Raw genomic sequence first — 4,343 nt, forward strand, 5'->3', positions numbered from 1 at the left:
ACCCGAATGATAGCACAGATATTCCTCTGGAATCAAGTAGCTATCAGGATAATGGCTTAGAAATACTCAAGGATGTAGATGCAAATGGCAAAGAACGAGACTGGAAAGGCAAAAAGAAACGAGCCCGTTTGATGGCGAAACATCATGCAGCTGTAGAGAAACTAGCGAAGAAAGCGGAACGTATGTATGATTGTGGAAATTATTTGGTGTTCAAGATGAAGGATGGACGGTTAAAACTGTACCAAGCCTATTTTTGTAAAGCGAGGTTATGCCCAATGTGTAACTGGCGAAGGTCATTGAAAATCGCTTTTCAAAACAAGAAGATCATTCAAACGGTCAATGATCGAGAAAAAGTGAAATGGGTGTTTCTCACGCTGACGGTTCGTAATGTAGAGGGCGAAGAGTTGAAGCCGACGATGGACCAAATGACAAAGGCGTGGAATCGGTTTGCTGGCTATGCAAAGTTTAAAAAATCGGTACGAGGTTATTTTCGAGCAATGGAAGTTACTCGAAATTGGGATAAAGAAAGTGAATGGTATGGCACGTATCATCCTCATTTCCATGTGCTATTGGCTGTGCCGACCAATTATTTTTCAAAGAATTATATTAAGCAATCTGAGTGGACAGACATGTGGCAACGTGCGATGCAGTTGGATTACACACCTATTGTCCACGTGGCGAAGGTTAAACCAAAAGCAGAATCTACTAATCTCGTAGAAGTAGAACAGGAATTACGTAAGACAATTCTCGAACAAAATGCAATTTTTGAGGTGTCCAAGTATCCAGTAAAAGACACGGACGTGATTAGGGGGAATGAGGTCACGCCGGAGAATATTCAGACGGTTAAAGATTTGGACAAGGCACTCGCTTATAAAAGGCTTATTTCCTACGGTGGTCTTTTGAAGGAAATTCATAAGGAGTTGCAGTTAAGCGATGCAGAGGACGGCGATCTGATTCATATTGATGAGGATTCTGACGAGCTGGCAAATGGTGCGCTTGATGTGATGGCATATTGGCATGTTGGGTTGAATAATTACGTTATTTCTAGGAGGAAAACAAATGACTAAGCCGGGTGATTTATATTATTACTGTCCTGGGTGTAAAAGATTTCACGAGCATTATTCTTCTGCGCATAAAGGTGTGAATCGGAAGCTTTGTTTTATTTGCGAAAAGATTCAGCCAAAAAAGACAAAAATTGTTGGTAATGATGAAGACGGGCGTATTCAGATTTGTGATAAATGTCTTTCGGAAAATACTTATTCTTGATGTGAATTTAAATTTCAGCAAACGGGCCAAATTAAGGAATATATACTATTGATTCTGCTAGGGGTGTTTTTTTGGAGGAAATTAGATCTTATAATAATTGGCAATACTTAACGATCTCGGTGATTAAGTTAATTATCCTGATAGCTGTTGTCGCATTAATTGTGCTAGCCATTCGGATATTATCAAAAAGGTCAAAAAGAATGGACGGAACTACAACAAGTATAATTATCGCGATAGTGATAGTGGTAGGGCTTTGGTTTGCTCTACGTATTCTAGGAGTAGATGGATTCTATTTAGTTCCAAGGTTAATTGAATGGACTACAATGTTTATTCTTCCGTGGGTGGCATTATATTGGCTAGTAAGACTTATTAAGGCTCTGGAAAAGAAGTGATATTACTCCAGATTCGGGGGCGTTTGCGTGATAAGGACAGTGCATCAAACGGGCCATTATGCCGATAAAGGAGTGTTGGTATTGCGAAAATGTCTCAATTGTAATATGCCTTTCAGCTGGAGTAAAGTTTACAAAGCATTTTTGGGTTTGGTATACAAACCAGTTAAATGTGATAATTGCGGTGTAGAACATAAATTGACTTTTGAAGGTAGGCTGATTTTTGTATCGCTTACTGGTTTGCCAATGCTTCTTTTTGTCATTTTCTTTTCGCCTTTCAATAACCTTTTTGCTACGTTGGGTGTAGGACTCGCCATACTTAGTATTGGTTCTTTGTTTGTACCATATTTCGTTAAATTCAAGGTTGCATGAACTAGTTGTATTTTCTTTCGCCAATCGGGCGCTGTTTGTTGAAATAAGTAAATATTTTAGAGGTGGCAAATTTGCCACCTCTTTTTATTTTCTTCGGCCAAAAGTGAAACTTGCTGCAGAAGAAAATGCGTGGCAATTGTCAACGGTAAATGTCTGACTGAAGCGGCAGCGGAAGGAATTTAAGGAGTTGATAATTTCGCTCCACCCGAACCCTCTTGGCTCGTCAAAAGGCAACACCTTTTGACCTGCCAACCGGCGAGGGAGCCCCCTCAAAAAGTGAGGGGGTTGGGGGAGTTTTTTGGAGGGGGTCGAGGGGAAACTTTTCCCTCGTGGGTTTGGGCAAAGCCCATGATCTTGTCTTTTGCTTTTGAACTTGGGGGAGCGGTTTTGCTCCCTTGCTTTTTGCCTCGCAGAGCACGTCCAGAAGAATTCTGGTATACCGTGTTATACCAAATGGTTTTCGGTTCTCTCGCCTGATGTGTTATTCTCAATCAAAATGGAGGTGTCCGAAATGGCTCACGTTCAAAAATTCACTAAGGGCAATATGCAAGGACTATCAATTCATTTAGACCGAAAAACCGAAAATCATTCAAACGAAGATATTGATAATGAACGCACACATTTGAATTATGACCTCTGTGAAAAAGAGGGCGACACGCTTTCTCGCATGAATGAAAGACTGGACGAAGTTTATTGCATGGATCGGAAAGATGTAAAGGCATGTTGTGAGTGGGTCGTAACATTGCCTGAATCACTCAAGGATGCATCTCACGAGCATCAAAGAACATTCTTTGAGAATACTTATGAATTTCTTTCTGACCGGTATGGTGGCGAGCAGAACGTTATTTCAGCGAATGTACATAACGATGAAACGACCCCACATATGCATTTTGATTTTATCCCTGTCGTTTGGGACGCGAAAAAAGAACGAGAAAAAGTCTCTGCTAAAGAAGTGCTGACGAGAGCAGAGCTGAAAAATTTTCATACAGAGTTAGACAAACATTTGAAAGAACGGATTCCTGAAATTTATCAAGAAGGGATTTTGAATGATAAAACAATCGGGATTGAGAATATCCATTCGTTGAAAAAACATTCAGCGGAGATTGAAGAACAGAAAAAAGTGATGGCTGCGGATTTGAAAAGATTTAAAAAGCCGAAAGATGTTTTTGATAAAGTGGATGGAAATGCAGAGAAGAAAACTGTGGGAATCATGAACAAAAAAGAAGTAGTTGTTTTGCTGAAAAAGGATTATGAGAATTTGGGTGTATTGGCGAAATCGAGTATTAAAAGCGATTATCAATTTGAAAATTATAAATCAGTTGCTGAAAATAAAATTGGTGATTTGGAGAAAAGTAAAAAGGGACTGGAAGGAAAAGTTGAAAGACTTGAACAAAAAAACACATATCTTGAACGAGAAAAACAATTGATTAAAAGCGATAAAATACAACAACAAAGAAATGCGGTTGTTTATAAAAGCATTTTGGAAGATAAAGAGCCAGATCTAGAAATTAGTGAATCGGAATTTAAAGGACGCTTGATTCTTCATAGTTTAGAACGTGATGGCATGCCGAAGGATAAAGCGGAGGGGCTAAATTGGCTTGAAATCCTTGAAGAAAATAAAATCAATCAAACGATTCCTCAAAATCGGTTGGGAAAAGCTATAGATAAATTAAAACTGTTTTTGGAGAAGTTTATAAAACGAGTTAAAACAGCTGATTTTTCATTGGATGGATTGAAAGAAAAAGACAAAGAGATTAACCAGCAGACAAAGCTGAAAAAAAGTAAATCTTACGATATGGAACGGTGAGATTAAAAAGAATGCTCTTGAAGCGTCTCATAATTCATTCTGAGGGCTTTAAGAGCATTTTGCTTAGAATTATATGTATTTGGCATTTAAAACGCTTTAAAAGGCTTCTGAGCGTTTTGAGAGGGGGTTGAATTTGGTTTTAATCTTGGTTTTGACCTTGTTTTGAGAGGAGCGAAAAACGGGTTCCTACTTCTCTTGATACATATAGAAACAACTCAAGTGGCGAAAAACAGGGTTGAGCCTTAGAGCCGTATGGTCTCAAGTCACTTTGGAAAGGTAGACAGCAAAAAAGCCTTCTGCTATGATGAAATTGTCGAGATTTCAAAAAATAGTAGAGGGCTTTTTCTATTTAGCTCTCCTGAAGAGAGGCTTAGTTATGAATTCATACCCGAATGATAGCACAGATATTCCTCTGGAATCAAGTAGCTATCAGGATAATGGCTTAGAAATACTCAAGGATGTAGATGCAAATGGCAAAGAACGAGACTGGAAAGGCAAAAAGAAACGAG

General features: G+C 38.9%; 5 protein-coding genes. All 5 read left to right on the forward strand.

The features are described 5' to 3' along the window. Positions 1 to 26: 26 nt before the first annotated feature. Positions 27 to 1,067: a protein rep gene (locus QT716_RS16170; RefSeq protein ID WP_317937201.1), complete on the forward strand. Its 1,041-nt coding sequence runs from the start codon at positions 27 to 29 to the stop codon at positions 1,065 to 1,067. Further along, positions 1,060 to 1,266 (forward strand): hypothetical protein, encoded by a 207-nt coding sequence (locus tag QT716_RS16175; protein WP_317937198.1) that lies wholly within the window; start codon positions 1,060 to 1,062, stop codon positions 1,264 to 1,266. Before QT716_RS16170 ends, QT716_RS16175 begins: the two co-directional genes overlap by 8 nt. 464 nt (positions 1,267 to 1,730) lie before the next feature. Next, complete coding sequence (locus QT716_RS16280; RefSeq protein WP_398293875.1) at positions 1,731 to 2,027, forward strand: TIGR04104 family putative zinc finger protein; 297 nt, start codon at positions 1,731 to 1,733, stop codon at positions 2,025 to 2,027. A gap of 511 nt (positions 2,028 to 2,538) precedes the next feature. After that, complete coding sequence (gene mobV / locus QT716_RS16180) at positions 2,539 to 3,834, forward strand: MobV family relaxase (protein WP_317937199.1); 1,296 nt, start codon at positions 2,539 to 2,541, stop codon at positions 3,832 to 3,834. A gap of 301 nt (positions 3,835 to 4,135) precedes the next feature. Then, the coding region (locus QT716_RS16185; protein ID WP_317937200.1) for a hypothetical protein at positions 4,136 to 4,343 on the forward strand (208 nt) is incomplete at its 3' end.

It is taken from the genome of Sporosarcina aquimarina (assembly GCF_033253705.1).
GTDB classification, from domain to species: domain Bacteria; phylum Bacillota; class Bacilli; order Bacillales_A; family Planococcaceae; genus Sporosarcina; species Sporosarcina aquimarina.